This window comes from Pseudomonas sp. 10S4, from assembly GCF_034344865.1.
Lineage (GTDB): Bacteria > Pseudomonadota > Gammaproteobacteria > Pseudomonadales > Pseudomonadaceae > Aquipseudomonas.
On the sequence record NZ_CP133774.1, the window covers coordinates 5214036 to 5233021 of the forward strand.

An 18986-nucleotide genomic window follows, 5' to 3' on the forward strand; every position below is an offset into this window, starting at 1 on the left:
ATCCCAATCAAAGGAGTGGCGCGGCAATGGAAGGCAAACAGGTTTACGTGCAGCCGTTCAGCGCTTCACGATCCAGCAACTGTCGCTTACGCTCCACGCCCCAGCGATAGCCCGACAGGTTGCCGTCGCTGCGTACCACTCGGTGACACGGGATCGCCACTGCAAGGCTGTTCGCACCGCAGGCCTGGGCCACGGCGCGCACCGCTTTTGGCGAGCCGATGCGCTGGGCGATGTCGGCGTAACTGGCGGTGCTGCCGACGGGAATCTCGCGCAAGGCTTGCCAGACACGCTCCTGAAACGCCGTACCACGCACGTCCAGTGGCAAGTCCAGGCCGATGGCCGGTGCTTCGATGAAACCGACAACCTGGGCGATCAATTGCTCAAATCCGTGATCGGCGCCAATCAGATTGGCCCGGCGAAACTTGTCCTGCAGATCGCACACCAATTGGTGTGGGTCGTCACCCAGAAGAATTGCGCAAACACCCCGATCACTTTGCGCCACCAGAATCGCTCCGAGCGAGCACTGGCCGACGGCAAAACGAATGTCGTTATTCTGGCCTTCGGCGCGGTAGTCGCCGGGCTTCATGCCCAGCAATTGATCGGCGGCTTCGTAGAAGCGGCTGTTGGAATTGAAGCCCGCGTCATACAAGGCATCAGTCACCGAGCCGCCATCGCTCAAACGCTCGCGAACCCGGCGTGAGCGGTGGGCGCTGGCATAGCCCTTGGGCGTCAGGCCGGTAACGGCTTTAAACACGCGATGGAAATGGAAACTGCTCAGGCCTGCGGCGTCGGCCAGTTCACTCAGCGCCGGCAGATTCTCGGCCGATTCGATCTGACGGCAGGCAGCTGCCACCGTGGCGGCATGTTGGGCGGCGAGGTCAGTTTGATCCTTTGCAGTGCGTTTGCTGGGGCGGTAACCCGCGGCCTGGGCCTGCTCGGCCGTCTCGAAAAATTCGACGTTCTGCGGTTTCGGCAAGCGCGCCAGGCTGCTGGGGCGGCAATAGATACCAGTGGTTTTCACCGCGTAGACAAACTGCCCGTCAGCCGACGGGTCGCGAGCTACAACGGCGGCCCAGCGTGGGTCGTTTTCGGTGGCGATCTGGTTCGAAGAGGTGGTCATGGCTTCATGTCCGTTGACGGGTTTCAAACAGATTAAGCAGTCGGTCGCGATGCAGCACTCCGGGTCTTGCGGTCAAACTCGACGATTTCATCCAGCAATACGAAACGTAAAGTTGATCCGTTGCTCGCCCAGTCGCGGATGCTGTCCGTCCTTGATTGGCAACACACCGTGGTAACGCAAACGATCGACACCGCCCCAGACCACGATGTCACCGTGAAACAACGGCACCCGCTGGCTCTTGTCGCTGCGTTCGAAACCGCCAAACAAAAACATCGCCGGCAAGCCTAGCGACACTGAAACGATCGGCGCGGCGTAGGAACCTTCGTCTTTATCCTGATGCAATGACATCTTGGCCCCTGGGATGTAGCGGTTGATCAGGCAGGAATCAGGCACAAAGTCCTGAAATCCTGCTTCTTGCGCCGCCGTTTGCGCCAATTCGAAAAACACCTCGGGCATTTCGGGCCAGGGTTGCCCGGTTTGTGGATCGTTGCGGGTGTAGCGGTAGCCGCTGCGGTCGGTGGTCCAGCCTAGTGTGCCGCAACTGCTCAGCGCCACCGACATGGTAAAGCCGCCGGGCGTGACCATTTGTCGAAACGGCGCGGCCGCCAGAACCTGTGCCAGTGCCGGCAACAGTCGGTCGATCAGGGGCAGTGCAAAGCCTCTGAGGACGTAGGACTGTTCGCCGATCTGCTCGCGCCGGGGCGGTTGCTCGGGCTCAAGGTCGACGAATAAATCGAGGGTGATCGGGGTCATTGGGTCATAGCGCATCGTGAAAGATGATTCCAAGGGTATGCCGTTTTCCGCTGTGCAGGCGACTGACGCCGTGGCGCAGGGTCACGCGGTAATAACCGCGAACGCCTTTGACCGGGCGCTGGTTGACGGCAAAGATCAATCCGTCACCTTTCTTTAGTCCGATTACCTGAGGGCGCGACTGCATGCGCGGGCGCTGCTCGGTCAGCACGAACTCGCCGCCAGTAAAGTCTTCATCCGGTTCTGACAGCAGAATCGCCACTTGCAGTGGGAAAACGTGTTCGCCGTACAGGTCCTGATGCAAGCAGTTGTAGTCCTGAGGGCCGTATTGCAGCAACAACGGTGTCGGCCGCTCCTGACCGGCGGCATGGCAGCGTTCGAGAAACGCTTCGTGGTTGTCGGGGAAACGGGTCGGCAGGTCCATGTGCTCGTACCAGCGATTGGCGATGGGCACGAGACGAGGGTAGAGCGCACAGCGCAGCCGGGCGACCGTGTCCGGCAACGGGTATTTGAAGTACTTGTACTCCCCGCGCCCGAAACCGTGACGGGCCATCATCACCTGTGAGCGGAATGGCTCGTGCCGTGAGTAGAGTGCGCTCACTTCGTCGCAAGCCTCGTGGCTCAACAACGAGCGAATGATGGCGCAGCCGTCCTGGTCGAGTTGTTGTTCCAGCAAGGTCCAGTCTGGCGTAGAAAAGCCGTCGATAGAGTGAGCCGGGAAAGTAGACATTTTCTGAAGCCTTAACCAAAGGTTGAGGCGGCCAGTCTGGCAGGCGGCGATTGAGCGAACACTCCGGCGCTTGCGGTCAAATATCAGGCGGGGGAGCAGACGTCCATGTTGCCGCTCCCGATCTCGTTACAGCGCTTTGCTGACGCTGATGTCGCTGATCACGTCTTCGCTTGAACCGTGAATCGCGTCCAGCGCGGCTTTGGCTTCTTCCTCAGTACCCTTTTCAAGCTGGGCAAATTCGAAGCGGCGTTCGCCGTTGAGTTTGTATTTGATGACGTACTTGGTCGTTTGGGCCACGGTCATGACTGCCTGTTCACGTGTATGGGCGTACTCAGCTCAGTTTTGTGCTGGAACGGCGGACGATTTTGATTGAGTGAGTCAGGGTCGGCTTGCGCGTCACGCTGATGGCCTTGCGGCTGTTGACCATGTCGATGGTGATGTTCCAGAAACCGGTGCTCGGTGCAGTAATTCGTGCCGGGAAGGTGTCGAACGCTCCGCCGTGATAAGTGTGGCGGCCGCCATTCTTGAAGCTGCGGAAGTTGGCGTCGTTCATCAAGCGGATGTTGCAGGTTTGGGAGCACTGGATGACGACAATGTCGTCCTCATTGAGGTGCTCGCGCTGGTGGATAAATTTCATGAGGCGCCTCCAGAAGGGCTTTTTCTACAAAATCAAAACGATAGCAGGGCAATGGGCGCAGTTTATCAGCCCGAACAGGTTATTATCTGGCTGTCGACGTCGTGTTTGACAATTAAAAACAGTTATTCGGAATTCTATGAGCGATAAAAGCAACGAGCCTCGGAGAAAAACAGCATTTACGCTGTCGGAGGGTCTTTATCGGAGGTTTTGTATGAAGTGGGGTGTTCTGGTCCTGCCTTTGGCGCTAGCGGTGAGTGGTTGTGCAAATGTCGCAGAAATCAACGAGTCGCTGCCGACCATGAGTGTGATCTCAGGCAAAAAGCCCCATGAGTACGCGCAGTGCCTGGTCGAGAAGCTGGCGTCCAGCCGTGGCGCCTTGCAGCTTGAGCCGCACAAGGACGGTGTGCGAGTGATCGTACCCGGCAAATTTTCCTCGGGTCCGGCGGCCGTTTTCGATATCGAAGAACGCTCAAGTGGCAGCAGCATCAAGTTGCATGAGCGCATGTCCAACGTGCCAGTACGTCCTAAGGATGTACAGGGCGCCGCCAACGCGTGCATTTCCGGCTGATGGACTATCGGCAGTCAGCCTGATGCCGCCAAAGCGTTGCTTTGGCGGCATTGTCATTTCTGGAGTCACGCATGAAGCGCGAGCAAATACGGGAACGCCATGCAGAGGGCCATATCTCTGCCACGCACGTTATTCAGAACCCGGCCAATTCCGGGGAATGGATCGTGTTTTTCAAGAAGAGCGCCGGGCGCAGCTATTTTCTGGTGGATGAAAGCGATGAAGTTGAATCGTTCGCCCGCCTGGACGATTTGATCGAGACCGTGCGCGGCCTCGGGATCAAATTTGCCGAAATCCACATGTAGGGCAGGGCGCCCTACTTGCAGACCACCACTACGCTGCGGTTCTTGAAGTTGCCGACATCCACACCCAGGGTCTTGTCGCTTTCCTTGGTGGCGGGGCTGCCGTTGGTGCTGACGATTCGGTAGCCGGTGCCAGCACACGAGTCATCGGCTTTTTCGTAGCAGGTGGCCCAGGAGTTGGCTTCTCCGGAACAGTCGATGCTCAGGCCCTGCTCGCCGTTTTTCAGGTAAGTGCTTTCTGATGTGGCGCAGCCAGTGAGCGCCAGTACCGCAATCAGTGCCAGAAATTTGTTCATGTCGTTGTCGTCGTCAAGGGAAGGGCTAAACGCTATGACAGCGCCGGAATTGAAAGGTTATGGCGAGTGGCCAGTCCTGCGAAAATAAACCATAAAAAAGCCCTGCTTCAAGGCAGGGCTGCGTTCGTGTCAGGAACCGTTCAGGATTTGTCCTTGCCGCGCCGCTTTGGGCCTGCAGGTTGATCCTGCAACACCGATGCCACTTCAATCGCCAACGCTTCGGTCGGGAAAGGTCCGGCGATATTCTCGCCAGCGACGCTGTCTACCCACCATTGGCCGTCTTTCGCCTGATTGATCAAGTACCCGTTGACGCTTTTTGCTACCGACATCTATCTGCCTCGTTGGCTGGTTCAATCGCGCCATGATACCGCCAAATGCACTCAACAGGTGCTGATGGGCGTATGGTGGTGCAGATTCTGCGCCTGGTTGAAGACGGTGCACAATGCCCGGTCTCTGCTATCTATTAATAGGCAACGGAACGACTTGCGGAACTATCCGCCAGAATATTTCTCTATGATGGCATCGGTTAGCCAGTGCGGGGCATTGTAAGGTGCACGCCGCCTGATTAGACTGCGCCGAAACTCGTACAACACAGCCCTTTCAAGGACTTATATGATCAAGAAATGCTTGTTCCCAGCAGCCGGTTACGGTACTCGCTTCCTGCCAGCGACTAAAGCCATGCCCAAAGAAATGCTGCCGGTGGTAAACAAGCCACTGATCCAGTACGGCGTCGAAGAAGCACTGGACGCAGGCTTGACCGAAATCTCCATCGTGACCGGTCGTGGCAAGCGCGCTCTGGAAGACCACTTCGATATCAGCTACGAGCTGGAAAACCAGATCAAAGGCACTGACAAGGAAAAGTACCTGGTCGGTATCCGCAAGTTGCTCGACAACTGCTCGTTCTCCTACACGCGCCAGACTGAAATGAAGGGCCTGGGTCACGCGATCCTGACCGGTCGTCCGCTGATCGGCGACGAACCGTTCGCTGTGGTGCTGGCGGATGACTTGTGCGTAAACCTCGAAGGCGACGGCGTACTGACCCAGATGGTCAAGCTGTACAAACAGTACCGCTGCTCGATCATCGCGATCCAGGAAGTCGACCCGCAGGAAACCAACAAGTACGGCGTCATCGCTGGCGACCTGATCGGTGACGATCTGTACCGCGTACGCAACATGGTTGAAAAACCAGCGCCTGAAGATGCACCGTCGAACCTGGCAATCATCGGTCGTTACATCCTGACGCCGGACATCTTCGACCTGATCAAGCAAACCGAGCCAGGCAAGGGCGGCGAGATCCAGATCACCGACGCCCTGATGAAGCAGGCGCAGAACGGTTGCGTGATCGCCTACAAGTTCAAAGGCAAGCGTTTTGACTGCGGTGGCGCTGAAGGCTACATCGAAGCGACCAACTTCTGCTTCGAGAACTTCTACAAGACTGGCAAGGCTTACTAATAGCGCCTGACCCGACTTGTACTGAGAAAGCCACCTTCGGGTGGCTTTTTCATTTTCCGGCCCCATATTGTTTGCAGTGCTTGCCCAGCGGGCGTCTGCGGGTATGCTGATGGCCTGCCGAGGAGATAGAAATGGCCTACGATTTTGACCTTTATGTGATTGGCGCCGGTTCTGGCGGCGTGCGGGCTGCGCGATTTGCAGCCGGTTTTGGCGCAAAAGTCGCCGTGGCTGAAAGCCGCTACTTGGGTGGCACCTGTGTGAACGTCGGCTGCGTGCCGAAAAAACTGCTGGTCTACGGCGCACACTTCGCCGAAGACTTCGAGCAGTCTTCCGGTTTCGGCTGGACGCCTGGCGAGGCGAAGTTCGATTGGGCGACGCTAATCGCCAACAAGGACCGCGAGATCAATCGCCTGAACGGCATCTATCGCAACCTGCTGGTCAACAGCGGCGTGACCTTGCATGAGGGGCACGCCAAGATCATCGACCCGCATACCGTCGAGATCAACGGCGAACGCCACACCGCCGAACACATCCTGATTGCTACCGGCGGCTGGCCGCAAATTCCGGAGATTCCGGGACACGAGCACGCAATCAGTTCCAATCAGGCGTTCTTCCTCAAGGAACTGCCGAAGCGCGTTCTGGTGGTGGGTGGCGGTTACATCGCGGTGGAATTCGCCGGGATCTTCCACGGCCTGGGTGCTGAGACCACGTTGTTGTATCGCGGCGATCTGTTCTTGCGCGGCTTCGATGGCGCGGTGCGCAAGCACTTGCAGGAAGAACTCACCAAGCGCGGCATGGACTTGCAGTTCAACGCGGACATCGAGCGCATCGAGAAGCAGGCCGACGGCAGCCTGAAAGCGACGCTCAAGGATGGTCGTGAACTGGAGGCTGATTGCGTGTTCTACGCCACGGGTCGACGTCCGATGCTGGACAACCTCGGGCTGGAGAACACCGGCGTCAAACTCGACAAGAAAGGTTTCGTCGAAGTGAATGAGCAGTATCAGACCGCCGAGCCGTCGATTCTGGCGTTGGGTGATGTGATCGGTCGCGTGCAACTGACTCCGGTGGCGCTGGCCGAAGGCAAGGCTGTTGCGCGACGCTTGTTCAAGCCAGAGCAGTATCGCCCGGTGGATTACAAGATGATCCCGACGGCCGTGTTCAGCTTGCCGAACATCGGCACCGTCGGTCTGAACGAAGAAGAAGCCCGGGAAGCCGGGCTCGATGTGGTGATCTATGAAAGCCGTTTCCGGCAGATGAAGCTGACCCTGACTGAATGTCAGGAACGCACGCTGATGAAACTGGTGGTGGACGCCAAGACCGACAAGGTTCTGGGCTGCCACATGGTCGGCCCCGACGCCGGCGAGATCGTGCAGGGTCTGGCAATTGCCTTGAAGGCGGGTGCCACCAAGCGCGACTTCGACGAAACCATCGGCGTGCATCCAACGGCCGCCGAAGAGTTCGTTACCATGCGTACGCCGGTCGCGAGTTAATCGTCCTTCGCTGTGTCTGGCGCGGTCGCAACGACCGCCGCCAGACGCACGCTTTCATCCAGGCTGGCCTGGGTCTTCGCCAATTCGATTTCCAATGACTGATTGATCTGCGACTGCTCGTCGACGTTCTGCTTGAGCGCCTGACTTTCCAGCAGGGCAATGCGCAAGCGTTCCTGGAGGAGGGTGCGTTCACTGTCGACGCGGTTGGCTTGCTCCAGCAGTTGATCCTGCCGACTGTTGGCTTGCTTGAGTTGCTCCTGCAACAGGCTCAGCTCTCGCAGCGTTCCGCGGTTTTCGGTCAGCAAGCGTTCGTTGTCGCGGTGCAACTGCGTGATCTCATCCTGGCGGACGAGGGCGCTTTGCTGGGCCTGACGCAATTCCATCTGAATTTGTTGTACCTGGCCTTCGTGACGGCGCTGTTCCTGCTCGCGCTGTTCCTTGACGGCATTGCGATAGTGTTCAAGCGCATCGCGGGCGTGCAGGTGTTTTTCTTCGAGGGAGCGGATCTGCTCGTCCTTGTCTTTCAAGCGTAACTCGAAATCGGACAGCGCCTGATTCAGCCCCGCATTGCGGGTCTGCTCGGTCTGCAGCATCGAGCGGGTTTCCAACAGCGCATCGGATTCCTGCGTCAGTGCCAGGCTTTGAATCTCGTATTGCTGGTGCAGTTCGGTGTTCGCCTCGCGGGCTTCATCGAGCTGTGTTTCCAGCGCTTTTCGTTGGCGATCAAACTGCTCGCGCGCTTGGTCGATGGGTTCTTGCGCTTGCTCTTTCAGGCGTTGCGCTAGGCGCGAAACCAATCCTGCCAGCTCATCATCGATGGGTTCGGACGTCTCTTCAGCACGCTCCGGGCCGCCATCCAGCTCCTTTAGATAGCGATGAATTGTGGTTTTCGAGCCTGTATTGCCCATCTCGATCCGTACTGCGTCGATGCTTGGGTTTTCGCCACGGGCGAGGATCGCCAAACGTGCCGCTTGCACCACTGCTTTATTTACACCGCCACGAGCCATGAGTTCTCCTACGATTTCGTACTGTGGTACGTAACATAAATTACACATTGTACCATTCAACTTTAAAAGTTAAATCCTTTAAGTTCTTGACGCGGGATATACTGGTATTACCCCGTGTGATGAGCGTTGCGCACGGTTTTCACCCGCCAAAGCGGTACGTTTTCGAGAGCAGAGCCCATGACCGATCTGGATCGCTACCTGCAAGCCGCCACCCGCGACAACACTCGTCGTAGCTACCGGGCGGCCATCGAGCACTTCGAAGTCAGTTGGGGCGGGTTCCTGCCGGCGACCAGCGACAGCGTTGCGCGCTATCTCGTCGCGCATGCAGGCCTGTTGTCGATCAATACCCTGAAGCTGCGCCTCTCGGCATTGGCGCAATGGCACAACAGCCAGGGCTTTGCCGATCCGACCAAGGCGCCGGTGGTGCGTCAGGTGTTCAAGGGCATTCGCGCGTTGCACCCGGCGCAAGAGAAACAGGCCGAGCCGTTGCAGCTTCAACACTTGGAGCAAGTGGTGGCCTGGCTTGAGCAGGAAGCGCAAACCGCCCGTGCTGACGGTGATCAGCCCGGGTTGCTAAGAGCGAGGCGCGACATGGCGCTGATCCTGCTGGGCTTCTGGCGTGGCTTTCGCAGTGATGAGCTGTGCCGCTTGCAGATCGAACACGTGAAAGCCATCGCTCAGTCGGGTATCACGCTCTATCTGCCGCGCAGCAAGAGCGATCGGGAAAACCTCGGCAAGACTTTCCAGACCCCGGCGTTGCAGCGTTTGTGCCCGGTGCAGGCCTACATCGACTGGATCACCGAAGCCGCGTTGGTCCGTGGGCCGGTGTTCCGTGGCATTGACCGTTGGGGCAACTTGAGCGAGGAGGGCTTGCACGCCAACAGCGTGATTCCATTACTGCGCCAGGCGCTGGAGCGTGCCGGCATCCCCGCCGAGCACTACACCAGCCACTCCTTGCGGCGCGGCTTTGCGACCTGGGCTCACCAGAGCGGTTGGGATTTGAAGTCGTTGATGAGTTACGTGGGCTGGAAGGATATGAAGTCCGCCATGCGCTATGTTGAGGCCAGCCCGTTTCTCGGGATGACGCCACTCGCGGAAAAATCCATTGGCGCTGCTCAGTAAGTTTTCTTCTATTAATACGTTCCGCTAATAGCGAAAACCAATGAGCAGCATGAGGTTTGCCAATGAGCCATCCGGCCATCGGATGGGTAGGATTCACCCCATCAACTTCTTAACCAAACTTTTCAACCCTGACGGAGAGTCACCGATGCCTATCATCAACAGCCAAGTTAAACCGTTCAAAGCTACCGCCTACAAAAATGGCGACTTCGTACAAGTGTCGGATGCTGACCTGAAAGGCAAGTGGTCTGTCGTGTTCTTCTACCCAGCTGACTTCACCTTCGTTTGCCCGACCGAACTGGAAGACCTGGCTGACAACTACTCCGCGTTCCAGAAACTGGGCGTCGAGATCTACAGCGTTTCTACTGACACCCACTTTGCTCACGCTGCCTGGCACAACACTTCGCCAGCTATCGGCAAAATCCAGTACACCATGATCGGCGACCCGACCCACGCCATCTCCCGCAACTTCGATGTGCTGATCGAAGAAGTTGGTCTGGCTGACCGCGGCACCTTCGTGATCAACCCAGAAGGCCAGATCAAAATCGTCGAACTGAACGACGGCGGTGTTGGCCGCGACGCTTCCGAGCTGCTGCGCAAAATCAAGGCTGCTCAGTACGTTGCTGCTCACCCAGGCGAAGTGTGCCCAGCCAAATGGAAAGAAGGCGAGGCCACTCTGGCTCCGTCCCTGGACCTGGTCGGCAAGATCTAAGTCTGTGACACACGCATCACCGGGGCGGGTTTCCGCACCTCAGTAAGCTGCAACCGCCCAATAAAAACGCCCGGGCGAGATTCGCTCGGGCGTTTTTTTCGCCTGCTTTTCATGAAACTGCATAAAGGAAATCGCCCGTATGTTGGACGCCAATCTTAAAGCCCAGTTGAAATCGTACCTGGAACGGGTCACCCAACCGATCGAGATCGTCGCCTCCCTCGACGACGGTGCGAAATCCCAGGAAATGCACGAACTGCTGAAAGAAGTTGCCAGTCTTTCTACTCAAATTACCTTGCTCGATAACGGTGACGATGCACGTAAGCCATCGTTCTCGATCAACCGCCCGGGTGCCGATATCAGCCTGCGTTTTGCCGGCATCCCGATGGGTCACGAATTCACCTCGTTGGTGTTGGCCTTGCTGCAAGTCGGCGGCCACCCTTCGAAAGCCAGCGTTGAAGTGATCGAACAGATCCGCTCGCTCAAAGGCCAGTTCAGCTTCGAGACTTACTTCTCGCTGTCCTGCCAGAACTGCCCGGACGTGGTCCAGGCGCTGAACCTGATGGCCGTGCTCAACCCGAACATCCACCACGTCGCCATCGACGGTGCGTTGTTCCAGGCCGAAGTCGACGATCGCAAGATCATGGCGGTGCCAAGTATCTACCTGAACGGCGAAATCTTCGGTCAGGGCCGCATGGGCCTGGAAGAAATCCTCGCCAAGATCGACACCAGCGGTGCCGAGCTTCAGGCCGAGAAGATCAGCGCCAAAGAAGCCTTTGACGTGTTGATCGTCGGCGGTGGCCCGGCCGGTGCTTCGGCTGCGATCTACGCTGCCCGTAAAGGCATTCGTACCGGCGTGGCCGCTGAGCGTTTTGGTGGGCAGGTGCTGGACACCATGGCCATCGAGAACTTCATCTCCGTGCAGGAAACCGAAGGGCCGAAACTGGCCAGCGCCCTGGAAGAACACGTCAAACAATACGACGTCGACATCATGAACCTGCAACGCGCTACTGCGCTGATCCCGGCGAAGAATGTCGGCGAGTTGCATGAAGTTCGCTTCGAAAGCGGTGCCAGCCTGAAGACCAAGGCGCTGATCCTTGCCACCGGCGCCCGCTGGCGCGAAATGGGTGTGCCGGGCGAGCAGCAATACAAAGCCAAAGGCGTTTGCTTCTGCCCACACTGCGACGGCCCGCTGTTCAAGGGCAAACGTGTGGCGGTGATTGGCGGCGGTAACTCCGGCGTTGAAGCGGCCATCGACCTGGCCGGCATCGTCAGCCACGTCACGCTGCTGGAATTCGACAGCAAGCTGCGCGCCGACGCTGTGCTGCAACGCAAACTGTACAGCCTGCCGAACGTCAACGTCATCACCAGCGCGCTGACCAGCGAAGTGAAAGGTGACGGGGAGAAAGTGACCGGTCTGGTCTACAAGGATCGCGATTCGGGTGAGTTCAACACGGTCGAGCTGGAAGGGATCTTTGTGCAGATCGGTTTGCTGCCTAACACCGACTGGCTTAAAGGCACCGTCGAATTGTCGCCGCGTGGCGAGATCATCGTCGATGCTCGTGGTGAAACCTCATTGCCGGGCGTGTTCGCTGCCGGTGACGTGACCACCGTGCCGTACAAGCAGATCGTGATTGCAGTGGGCGAGGGTGCCAAGGCTTCCCTGAGCGCATTCGATCACCTGATCCGGACCTCGGCCCCGGCTTAAACGCCAGCGCTGAAAACACAAAACCCCATGAGTGATCATGGGGTTTTTTGTGTCTGGCGCGTCCCCAATGTGGGAGCGGGCTTGCTCGCGAAAGCGGTATGCCAGGCAACATTGATGTCGACTGACGCCCTCTATTCGCGAGCAAGCCCGCTCCCACAAGGGGATTTGTGCCGAGTCTTACATCGGCGCTGGCTGAATGATCTCAACCCAGTAAGCATCCGGGTCCTTGATAAACGCCAGGCTCTTCATCCGGCCATCGTTCAAACGCTTCTGGAAATCACAACCCAGTGCTTCAAAACGCTCGCATGCTGCACGAATGTCCGGCACTGAGATGCAGATATGACCGAAGCCACGCGGGTCGGTGTTGCCGTTGTGGTAGGCGAATTCCGGATCGTTCTCGGTGCCGTGGTTGTGGGTCAGCTCCAGAATGCCGGGAATCGATTTCATCCACTCGGTACGTGCGGCGGCGTCGGCCGGGATCTGGTTTTTATCGACCAGCGCCAGGAAGTACAGACTGAATTCGGCTTCCGGGAAGTCGCGCTTTTCAACCAGCGAGAAACCGAGGATGCGCGTGTAGAAATCCAGCGACTTGGTGATGTCCTTGACCCGCAGCATGGTGTGGTTGAAGACGAACTTCTGAGTGGCGGTGTCAGGTTGGGCAGTCACGCCCGGGAAGGTGTTCAATTCGTGCAGGCTCATGGGCCCTCCGGAAAATAAGTGGGGCTGGCGAATGGTCGCAATGATACGCAAGCGTCCGGGCATCGCCAAACCAAAACGGCCAGCTATTGCCTGGCGGCCGAGTGAGGCTCAGACTTTGTGGTTCAATCTGTGAGTACCCCTCGTAATGATCCGACCGTTCAAATCGCTGTTCGTTTTCATGGGTTTGTTTGCACTGGCCACTGCGGCGCAAGCAGACACCCCGAGCATTGCCTGGCCAAGTGGCTGGGAGGTGGAGGCCGTAGCGCCCAATGACACCACGCCGCAGGTATCCCGCCAACGCGCGGTGAAAAACGATGCCGATGGCAACCAGGTATTGGTGATGGAGCTGACGATGACCCAAGTCGAAAGCGGCCATCAGGTGAATTTACAGGGCGTGTTGCTGGAGATGCGCAAGTCGGTGCAGAAGGACTTCTTCCAGGGCGGCTATCAAAGTGTCTGCAACAAGATTCACCCGGCCACGTTGAGTCAACTGCCAGCACTTGAAACCACTTGTACGGTTACCCAGAACGGTCGACACGTGCTGTCGCAAACATTGGTCGCTGCGGTGGAGGCGGACAAGGCCTATGTTCTTTCCTATGCCGGGCAAGCTGAGGTTTATAAGGCAAGTCAGGACGAAATACAGGCTGCCCGTAACAGCTTGAAACTGTAGATGAAGAATTGAGTCGGCGATCGATTGCGCCAAGCCCCGGCCTCTTTAGATACCCAAAGGGATTAAGCACAAAGTTAGCCGGAAAGTATTGAGTTCTTGCAGCGGCGACATCCCCGTTAGAAGCAATTTCCAACTTTATCGACGACTATCGTTGCATTTGTTAGATGTCATCCACAAAAAAAGCCCTGCATTAGCAGGGCTTTTTTTGTTGTTGCAAAGGGTTAGCCGCGCAACCAGGAATCAACGGTAGCTGCACCGTACTGCTCCTTCCAGGCTTTCAGGCCACGGTGGTTGCCGCCCTTGGTTTCAATCAGTTCACCTGTGTGCGGGTTGTGATAGACCTTGACCACACGGGCGCGACGGGTTTTAGGCGCGGCCTGTTGAAGCCCCGACTTTGACGGGTTCGGGTCGAGGATGGCGACGATGTCGCGCAGGCTCTTGCCGTAGGTTTTCATCAGCCCCTGGAGCTTTTCTTCGAATTCGATTTCTTTCTTGAGCCCGGCATCGTTCTTCAGGGACTCCAGCTGCTTGAGCTGTTCTTGAAGGGCCTTTTCAGCGGCACGAAATTCAGCGAGTCTGGACAATATCTTTACTCCAATAGTGTGTTTGGCTGATACCAACCGCAAACAAAGCTATAAGCCAAGAGCCTTGAAGCGACTCGGTGATAATGGCTCACCTGCCAATTTTGCACAGGTAAGAAAAATTGTAGTAGTTAATTGGCCAAGAGTAAATCCTGTCTTTTTCTTCATGTAACAACAGCAGTGTTTTGATGCAATTTGGTGCAAGATTTCGTTATTTGCCAAGCCGGTTAATGGTGACTTAATGCATTAATGAAGTCGGCGCCGGGCATTGGCCGGCCAAACAGGTAGCCTTGCAGAAAGTTCACGTGGTGCGCCGTCAGGTAATCGCTTTGCGCCTCGGTTTCTACACCTTCGGCAACAATTCCCAAGTCTAGCTTGGCCGAGAGTTCGATAATGCTGTCCAGAATGTGCCCGGAAAGAGCATCGGCACCGATCATCGCAACGAAGCTCTGATCGATTTTCAGGAAATCCACATTGAACTGTCGCAGATAACCCAGGCTTGAATGGCCGGTACCAAAGTCATCGATCGCGATCATCACGCCCAACCCGTGAAGCTGCTCGAACAACTGGTGAGTGATGTCTGTCGGCTCGATGAGTTCACGCTCGGTCAGTTCCAGCACCAGGCTGATGCTGCCCGGCACGAAGGCCCCGAGGAATTCGCGGCAGTCTTGCACCAATGCCAGGTCCTGACAGTGGCTGGCTGTGATGTTGATGCCGATGTGAAACGGCTTGTCGAACGATGCCGACACCGGTGCCAGCAGGGCGCAGGTTTGCTGCATCAAGGCGCGGGTCATCGGTACGATCAGCCCCGAGTGTTCTGCAAACGGGATAAACAGATCCGGCCGCACCAGACCTTCCTTGGGATGATTCCAGCGCATCAGCACCTCGGTGCCACTCCACTTTTTGGTATCGCCATGCACCACCGGCTGAAAATATGGAATGAACTCCCCAGCCTCCAGCGCCCGCTGCAGCTCAACGCTGGGCGACGAGGCACGTTTTTGCAGGACATGCCCAATCAAGCCCGACACCACGCCGAAAAAATCAGCAGGCTGAACAGCGGCGGATACTCACTGCTCATATAGCGCCAGGTTTCGCCCTCGGGAAAACCGGCGGCTACGGTAAAGGCATACGGCCCGGAAACCCGCGTGCTTTGCGCCACCGGCAAGGCGGGCAGGGGGCCTTCATGGACTTTTCCGTCGGCGGATAACCAGTTATTGCCCACTTGCAGCAACAGCGAAGTCCGGCGCCCGATCAGGCGCAGCACGTTGCTCAGGTGATAACCGTCGAGCGTGGTTAGCGCGCCTTTTTTGTCATCACTGAGGCGATACACCAGTAGCGCGGTGTTGGGCGTCACCGGGTTGCCGTTCATTAACCACAACTGCCCTCGGGTATAGTCGCCCGGGTTAACCTGCTGCTGATAGTCCCCAAATAACGAGCTGCAATAGAGGTTGTTGTCATACACCAGATTGGTCGAGCGCACGAAGGGGCGGCGCGTCACCTGCTCTCGCAGGGCCAGTTTGGCGTCGTTGCAACTGCCACCGGCGAGGGGCAGCAACACCTGCGCCGCCTCCGCTGTGTTGTCGAGCATCAGATTGAATTGGCGCAGGGCTTCGTCGGCGGTTTGCTCGGTGCTTTGTTTCAGTGCGCGTTCGGCTTGCATATAGAGGATGGCGAACCCCAACAGCACCGGCAGTACGCCGCTTAAAACGGTCACAGCAATCCGGATGCTGCGCTTGCGGCGGGACTTTACGGTCAGTGGCATCTGCGAAACCTGCGGCGATGGAATAAGGCTTTCAATGGCCATGATAGTTGGCTGTTTGCGCTTATGCCGCTCAGCGGTAGCTCAGGCTCGAAGCCAGTTTGATAAAGGCCAGCGTTGCCGGCGAAGACTGTCGTTGATCCAGCACCGCCAACCCGATTTGACGTTTGACCGACGGTGACAGCGGTATCTTCACATAGCGGCGGTCGTTGCCTTCCGGCAATGAGCTTTCGGCGACGACAGTCAGGGCATCGCCACGGCCTACGGTGTCCACGGTGCTGAGCAATTGCGAGCAGCGAAAGCGGATGTTCGGCGTCAATCGGGCGGCATTGAACAGGCGGCAAACCAGCTCCGAAGAGCCGGCCTCGGTCAGCACGAACGGGTCATGGCACAAATCGCTCAAACTCAGGCTGTCGCGCTTTGCCAAGGGATGATCGGCGGGCAGCAGCGCGACCATTTGGTCCTCCAGCAGCGCAAAGGTGTCGAAGCGTTCCTCGAGGCAGCACTACAAAACCAATGTCGATGCGCCGCTCTTCCAGCCACTGAATCACCTGTCGATCCGGGCCTTCGTCTATATGCACTTCGATGCCGGGATGAGCCGCACGGTACTGCTTCAGGATCGTTGGCAGCAATTTTATCGATGATGTCGGACCGAACGAGCCGATGCGCAGTGTGCCGCGTTTCATCCCTCGAGCATCGGCGGCTTCCTGGCGCAAGGTGTTGGCCAGCCCGAGCATCGCCCGAGCGCGCAGCAACAGTTGCTGGCCGATGTCGCTGAGTTCGACCAACGACTGATGCCGGTGCAGCAACTCGACGCCCAACTCTTGTTCGAGTGACTTGAGGGCGTGAGAAACCGCCGATTGCGAGATCCCGAGGCGATTGGCCGCAGCCGTGAAGCCGCGCAGTTCAGCAACCAGCGAGAAGATTTCCAGTTGAGTCAGGGTCATGAGTGTTTACTCATTTTACGATGATCGAGCATTAGCCAGATGATACGGCATCTTTTCTTCTGGTGACTTATGAGTAGCTATGAGCAAAACCCGACAAAGCCGTCGGATGTGCCGGTTTACCTGAAGCTGGCAGCGGTGACCATGATCTGGGGCGGGACCTTTGTCGCCGGGCGCTTCCTGGGCGGCAGTCTCAGTCCGTTGTTTGCCGCCAGCCTGCGATTTTTGCTCGCCAGCATCGCGTTGTTGCTGTTTGTGTGGCTGGCCCAGGTGCAGCTGCTGCGACCAAGCCTGAGGCAATGGTTACAATTGGCATTGCTGGGATTTTTCGGCATCTTCTTCTACAACCTGTGCTTCTTTTACGGGCTGCATTACATCAACGCGTCACGGGCGTCGTTGATCGTGGCGTTGAATCCGGCGGTGATTGGCTTGGCGTCGTGGCTACTGTTCAAGGAACGCTTGGGCCGGGCGAAAGTGGCTGGAATTGTGATCTGTATCGCCGGGGCCAGTATCGTGATCGTCAGCCGAAATCCGCAATTGCTGGCGACCAATGCCGATGCGTGGATCGGCGATCTGCTGATTTTCGGCTGCGTCCTGAGTTGGGGCGTTTACTCGCTGTTTTCCAGGGAACTGAATCAAACATTGGGGCCGGTGCAGACGGTGACCTACTCGATTTTGTTGGGCACGGCGATGCTCTGGGCGACCAGTGCGCTGCGGGGCGAACTGAGTGTGGATACGCTTGTCAGCCTCGGCCCGCAACAATGGCTGAGCCTGATGTACCTCGGCGTGCTCGGCTCGGCGCTGGCCTATATTGGCTACTACGACGGCATCCGCAAGATCGGCGCGACCCGCTCGGGCGTGTTCATTGCCCTGAATCCGCTGACCGCCGTGATCCTCGGCGCGTTGCTGTTGGGCGAGCAACTGACATTGACCATGTGCCTGGGCGGCGGGCTGATTTTGACGGGGATTTACCTGTGCAACAAACCGCTTGCGCCGTCCACGAAAAAGGGGATTTGATACAGAAGGCGGACAAACCGTTTTACGCTGTGTAGAATCGGTTTACGCATACAATAATAAACGTCTTCTGGCAGCAGAAGCCTCGCCCGCAAGAGCCTTGGGTCGACAATGAAGAGTTTTGGGTTTCAATTGATCTACGGTGACTTCCTCGCCCGCAGCGTTCGGGGCATCTCCTGCGCGCCACCCGCCAGTCTCAGCATTGCTAGCAACTAACGATCCGTTAATTCAGCCGTTAATTTTAAAAGCAGATGATGAGGCGCCAACCATGGCAGATTTATACGAAAACCCAATGGGCCTGATGGGCTTTGAATTCATTGAGTTTGCATCGCCGACCCCGAACACCCTGGAGCCGATCTTCGAGATCATGGGCTTCAGCAAGGTCGCGACCCACCGCTCCAAAGACGTGCACCTGTATCGCCAGGGCCAGATCAACCTGATCCTCAACAACGAACCTCACAGCGTTGCTTCGTATTTCGCGGCCGAGCACGGTCCGTCGGTGTGCGGCATGGCGTTCCGCGTCAAGAATGCCCAGCAGGCGTTTGCCCGTGCCCTGGAACTCGGCGCCCAGCCGATTCATATCGAAACCGGCCCGATGGAACTGAACCTGCCGGCGATCAAAGGCATCGGCGGCGCGCCGCTGTACCTGATCGACCGTTTCGGCGAAGGCAGCTCGATCTACGACATCGACTTCGTGTTCATCGAAGGCGTGGACCGCAACCCGGAAGGGGCTGGCCTGAAGATCATCGATCACCTGACTCACAACGTGTATCGCGGTCGCATGGCCTACTGGGCCAACTTCTACGAGAAGCTGTTCAACTTCCGCGAAATCCGTTACTTCGACATCAAGGGCGAATACACCGGCCTGACCTCCAAGGCGATGACCGCGCCGGATGGCATGATCCGCATCCCGTTGAACGAAGAATCGTCCAAGGGCGCCGGGCAGATCGAAGAGTTCCTGATGCAGTTCAACGGCGAAGGCATCCAGCACGTTGCGTTCCTCAGCGACAACTTGATCGACACCTGGGATCGCCTGAAGAAAATCGGCATGCGCTTCATGACCGCGCCGCCAGAAACCTACTACGAAATGCTCGAAGGCCGTTTGCCGAACCACGGTGAGCCGGTCGATCAACTGCAAATGCGCGGGATCCTGCTGGACGGTTCGTCCGAGTCGGGCGACAAGCGTCTGTTGCTGCAGATCTTCTCGGAAACCCTGATGGGGCCAGTGTTCTTCGAATTCATCCAGCGTAAAGGCGATGATGGCTTCGGCGAAGGCAACTTCAAGGCGTTGTTCGAATCGATTGAGCGGGACCAGGTGCGTCGCGGTGTGCTCGCTACCGAGTAAGCCGCTAGTGTTGTAAAAAATGTGGGAGCGAGCTTGCTCGCGATAGCGTCTTCAGATTCAACACGGATGTTGGCTGACAGACCGCTATC

The 18986-nt window shown here is 57.5% G+C and carries 20 protein-coding genes and 2 pseudogenes; 10 read left to right on the plus strand and 12 right to left on the minus strand.

Annotated features, from left to right (window positions below; translation table 11 throughout):
- Positions 1-43: 43 nt before the first annotated feature.
- The 5 genes from ada to RHM58_RS24490 all read right to left on the minus strand — a co-directional run bounded on the left by ada (position 44) and on the right by RHM58_RS24490 (position 3237).
- Positions 44-1120: a bifunctional DNA-binding transcriptional regulator/O6-methylguanine-DNA methyltransferase Ada gene (gene ada / locus RHM58_RS24470; RefSeq protein WP_201255400.1), complete on the minus strand. Its 1077-nt coding sequence runs from the start codon at positions 1118-1120 to the stop codon at positions 44-46.
- An 87-nt stretch (positions 1121-1207) separates the two neighbouring features.
- Positions 1208-1888, minus strand: a complete 681-nt coding sequence (gene alkB, locus RHM58_RS24475; protein WP_322268408.1) for a DNA oxidative demethylase AlkB — start codon at positions 1886-1888, stop codon at positions 1208-1210.
- Complete coding sequence (locus RHM58_RS24480; protein ID WP_201255402.1) at positions 1878-2600, minus strand: 2OG-Fe(II) oxygenase; 723 nt, start codon at positions 2598-2600, stop codon at positions 1878-1880. Before RHM58_RS24480 ends, alkB begins: the two co-directional genes overlap by 11 nt.
- Positions 2601-2726: 126 nt before the next feature.
- Positions 2727-2903, minus strand: a complete 177-nt coding sequence (locus RHM58_RS24485) for a hypothetical protein (RefSeq protein ID WP_201255403.1) — start codon at positions 2901-2903, stop codon at positions 2727-2729.
- A 28-nt stretch (positions 2904-2931) separates the two neighbouring features.
- Positions 2932-3237: a DUF1883 domain-containing protein gene (locus RHM58_RS24490; RefSeq protein ID WP_101208500.1), complete on the minus strand. Its 306-nt coding sequence runs from the start codon at positions 3235-3237 to the stop codon at positions 2932-2934.
- Positions 3238-3448: 211 nt separating this feature from the next.
- On the opposite strand from RHM58_RS24490, the gene RHM58_RS24495 reads away from it, so the two are divergent.
- Both RHM58_RS24495 and RHM58_RS24500 read left to right on the plus strand, forming a co-directional pair.
- Positions 3449-3805: a hypothetical protein gene (locus tag RHM58_RS24495; RefSeq protein WP_201203832.1), complete on the plus strand. Its 357-nt coding sequence runs from the start codon at positions 3449-3451 to the stop codon at positions 3803-3805.
- Positions 3806-3876: 71 nt separating this feature from the next.
- Positions 3877-4107, plus strand: a complete 231-nt coding sequence (locus tag RHM58_RS24500) for a hypothetical protein (protein WP_322268409.1) — start codon at positions 3877-3879, stop codon at positions 4105-4107.
- A gap of 11 nt (positions 4108-4118) precedes the next feature.
- Here RHM58_RS24500 and RHM58_RS24505 read toward each other — a convergent pair whose 3' ends face one another.
- Positions 4119-4400, minus strand: a complete 282-nt coding sequence (locus RHM58_RS24505; RefSeq protein WP_201196760.1) for a hypothetical protein — start codon at positions 4398-4400, stop codon at positions 4119-4121.
- A gap of 140 nt (positions 4401-4540) precedes the next feature.
- On the minus strand, positions 4541-4729 hold the full coding sequence (locus RHM58_RS24510) for a hypothetical protein (protein WP_054050563.1): 189 nt from the start codon (positions 4727-4729) through the stop codon (positions 4541-4543).
- Between the two features lie 283 nt (positions 4730-5012).
- Between RHM58_RS24510 and galU the strand changes: the two genes are divergently transcribed.
- Together galU and gorA are read left to right on the plus strand one after the other, a co-directional pair.
- Positions 5013-5852, plus strand: a complete 840-nt coding sequence (gene galU / locus RHM58_RS24515) for a UTP--glucose-1-phosphate uridylyltransferase GalU (protein ID WP_201196763.1) — start codon at positions 5013-5015, stop codon at positions 5850-5852.
- Between the two features lie 131 nt (positions 5853-5983).
- Complete coding sequence (gorA, locus tag RHM58_RS24520; RefSeq protein ID WP_322268412.1) at positions 5984-7342, plus strand: glutathione-disulfide reductase; 1359 nt, start codon at positions 5984-5986, stop codon at positions 7340-7342.
- Here the strand turns inward: gorA and RHM58_RS24525 are convergent.
- The gene (locus tag RHM58_RS24525) at positions 7339-8349 is read right to left on the minus strand and encodes a DNA-binding protein (protein ID WP_322268413.1); all 1011 of its coding nucleotides are present in this window, start codon (positions 8347-8349) and stop codon (positions 7339-7341) included. The two genes, gorA and RHM58_RS24525, sit on opposite strands and share 4 nt — an antisense overlap.
- A 177-nt stretch (positions 8350-8526) precedes the next feature.
- On the opposite strand from RHM58_RS24525, the gene RHM58_RS24530 reads away from it, so the two are divergent.
- The 3 genes from RHM58_RS24530 to ahpF all read left to right on the plus strand — a co-directional run bounded on the left by RHM58_RS24530 (position 8527) and on the right by ahpF (position 11885).
- Positions 8527-9471, plus strand: a complete 945-nt coding sequence (locus RHM58_RS24530) for a site-specific integrase (protein ID WP_201203822.1) — start codon at positions 8527-8529, stop codon at positions 9469-9471.
- A gap of 145 nt (positions 9472-9616) precedes the next feature.
- Complete coding sequence (gene ahpC / locus RHM58_RS24535; protein ID WP_201203821.1) at positions 9617-10180, plus strand: alkyl hydroperoxide reductase subunit C; 564 nt, start codon at positions 9617-9619, stop codon at positions 10178-10180.
- A 139-nt stretch (positions 10181-10319) separates the two neighbouring features.
- A complete protein-coding gene (ahpF, locus tag RHM58_RS24540; protein ID WP_201203820.1) occupies positions 10320-11885 on the plus strand; it encodes an alkyl hydroperoxide reductase subunit F in 1566 nt (521 codons plus the stop codon).
- A gap of 177 nt (positions 11886-12062) precedes the next feature.
- Here the strand turns inward: ahpF and gloA are convergent, their stop codons facing one another.
- Positions 12063-12584 carry a lactoylglutathione lyase gene (gene gloA / locus RHM58_RS24545; protein ID WP_133836447.1) on the minus strand — a complete coding sequence of 174 codons (522 nt, stop codon included), beginning with the start codon at positions 12582-12584 and terminating at the stop codon, positions 12063-12065.
- Between the two features lie 145 nt (positions 12585-12729).
- On the opposite strand from gloA, the gene RHM58_RS24550 reads away from it, so the two are divergent.
- The gene (locus RHM58_RS24550) at positions 12730-13254 is read left to right on the plus strand and encodes a DUF4946 domain-containing protein (protein ID WP_201203819.1); all 525 of its coding nucleotides are present in this window, start codon (positions 12730-12732) and stop codon (positions 13252-13254) included.
- Positions 13255-13475: 221 nt separating this feature from the next.
- Here RHM58_RS24550 and RHM58_RS24555 read toward each other — a convergent pair whose 3' ends face one another.
- From RHM58_RS24555 to RHM58_RS24565, 3 genes and pseudogenes are all read right to left on the minus strand, one after another.
- The gene (locus RHM58_RS24555) at positions 13476-13838 is read right to left on the minus strand and encodes a histone-like nucleoid-structuring protein, MvaT/MvaU family (RefSeq protein WP_201203818.1); all 363 of its coding nucleotides are present in this window, start codon (positions 13836-13838) and stop codon (positions 13476-13478) included.
- Between the two features lie 224 nt (positions 13839-14062).
- Positions 14063-15597: pseudogene (locus tag RHM58_RS24560) on the minus strand (EAL domain-containing protein).
- Positions 15598-15667: 70 nt separating this feature from the next.
- Positions 15668-16541, minus strand: a pseudogene (locus RHM58_RS24565) (LysR family transcriptional regulator).
- Between the two features lie 69 nt (positions 16542-16610).
- Here RHM58_RS24565 and RHM58_RS24570 point away from each other — a divergent pair.
- Positions 16611-17555 carry a DMT family transporter gene (locus RHM58_RS24570; protein WP_201203812.1) on the plus strand — a complete coding sequence of 315 codons (945 nt, stop codon included), beginning with the start codon at positions 16611-16613 and terminating at the stop codon, positions 17553-17555.
- Positions 17556-17820: 265 nt separating this feature from the next.
- Entirely contained in the window at positions 17821-18897 is a 1077-nt protein-coding gene (gene hppD / locus RHM58_RS24575) for a 4-hydroxyphenylpyruvate dioxygenase (RefSeq protein WP_201203810.1), read from the plus strand.
- Positions 18898-18986 lie beyond the last annotated feature (89 nt).